Origin of the sequence: Chryseobacterium sp. MYb7, from assembly GCF_002979455.1 — a bacterium.
Classification (GTDB): Bacteria; Bacteroidota; Bacteroidia; order Flavobacteriales; family Weeksellaceae; genus Chryseobacterium.
Genome location: NZ_PCOU01000065.1, coordinates 1 through 1,691, shown reverse-complemented (window position 1 = coordinate 1,691; position 1,691 = coordinate 1). Strand labels below are relative to the sequence as shown.

The 1,691-nt window shown below is 33.7% G+C and carries 2 protein-coding genes; both read left to right on the top strand.

All coding sequences use genetic code 11. The annotated features are described in order from the left end of the window. Window positions 1-74: 74 nt before the first annotated feature. Window positions 75-944: an RHS repeat-associated core domain-containing protein gene (locus CQ046_RS23355; protein WP_228407033.1), complete on the top strand. Its 870-nt coding sequence runs from the start codon at window positions 75-77 to the stop codon at window positions 942-944. Next, entirely contained in the window at window positions 944-1,372 is a 429-nt protein-coding gene (locus CQ046_RS23350) for a DUF5958 family protein (RefSeq protein ID WP_105704560.1), read from the top strand. Before CQ046_RS23355 ends, CQ046_RS23350 begins: the two co-directional genes overlap by 1 nt. The last annotated feature ends 319 nt before the right edge of the window (window positions 1,373-1,691 follow it).

Sequence of the window (1,691 nt, the reverse complement as noted above, 5' to 3'; positions counted from 1 at the left end):
AGTGATCAAAAAGTAAACAGTCGCGTGAAGAAAAATGAAGCAGGCAAATCCTAAAAAATGAAGTAGACTACGGAGTGTATGACTATGGAGCCAGAATGTATATGCCGGATTTGGGAAGATGGGGAGTACATGATCCTTTAAGTGAAGTACAATTTGCTTACAGTCCATATTCATATGTTTATGGAAATCCTATAAGATTTAACGACCCAACTGGAATGATTGGAGAGGAAGATCCACCAAAGAAGGGTTCTACTCCTGATAATCCTATTGATATTGGTGAAATTAAGCTGACAAAAAATGTAAGTGATTCTAAGTTATCATTTATGGGAATTCAAAGCTTAAGTGCTTATCATGGTTCTCAGGATAGATTGGCTTTTGGTATCAGAAATAGTAAAGCAGCTCTGGCTACGGAGAAATTTGAAAGAAACCTGGCTTTTACTATGGGAACTTTCCTAATGGGTGGAAGTAATCTTGCCGCTTCCGCAGGGTGGGCTACTCTTGATGCTTATATGAGCTATCAAGATGAAAAAACCCAAAATGCTGTTGGTACTATTCAATTAATGGCACTCATTGTACAATTAAAGCACGGGAATATTAATGCTGCCGCAAATGTATTAGATGATGCCGTAAAACAAGGAGATAATATAACTCAGGCATTATCTGCTTTGTCTGTTGGCGATGCTTTAAGAATTGAAAATGCAGCTACGAGAATTAATAAGCCTATTATAGTTGTTGGTAGTAGAGCTAGTGGAACAGCTGGTGCTTATTCTGATTGGGATTACATTATTGAGGGAGGTTTAAATAGTAGAGATTGGTCCAAGATTAAGAATTCTTTACCAGGAGCAAAATCCACAATAGATAATACGCCAAGAAATATTGATATTTTTACAGGTTCTGTAAACAGATCTAAACCACATATAATAATTAATCCTCGAAGTAAATAATGAAAATTGAACAAGAAATAATGCTTAATAAATACGGTCAGAGAATTATTACACATGAACCTCTAGTAAGCTCTTTTATAGAAATGAACACTTCTGAGCAAGATAGTTTTATGAATGACTTTTTGTTTGTCATAATGCAATCTAAGCCATTGGACGAAGATATAGAAAATGCTATTGGAGGGAGTGGATTAAAATCGACTTTTACACCATGTACCTTGCTTAAAAAAGGAGTTGATAATAATAATCTAAAAAAAATTATTCAGTTGCCAGAAAATGAAAAATTAAAAAGCTTCAGATTACTTCTTGAACTTTATAAAATTGCCTACCAAAGACGATTTGAAATAGAAAGAAACCATCCAAATAAATGGTGGTATTGGGATCTAACCAATCCGGATATTGAGAATAAAATTTATAGTTTGTATAATTAATTTGATACTAAATAACTCAAAAAGCCCCCGCTACCGCACGATTGCATCGTGTGGCATGTCTGCCCAGCAGCAAAAAGTCTCCAGACTTTAAGCTTATTAAATAAACTATCTTTGGGTTTCCAAGGTAGAATAAATAACAACCCTTGCATATTTGCAAGGGTTGTTCATATAGATTATTGTCATACAAGCTTGTATAATAAATTTTCTTTACTTTTATGCTTCATATATTCATTGTTTATAATGAACCTGTTTAAACTTTTTAGAGAAAGAGTTTCCAGAAAATTAGCAATTTAGAGTTGCAAAAAAAAGAACTAAAATC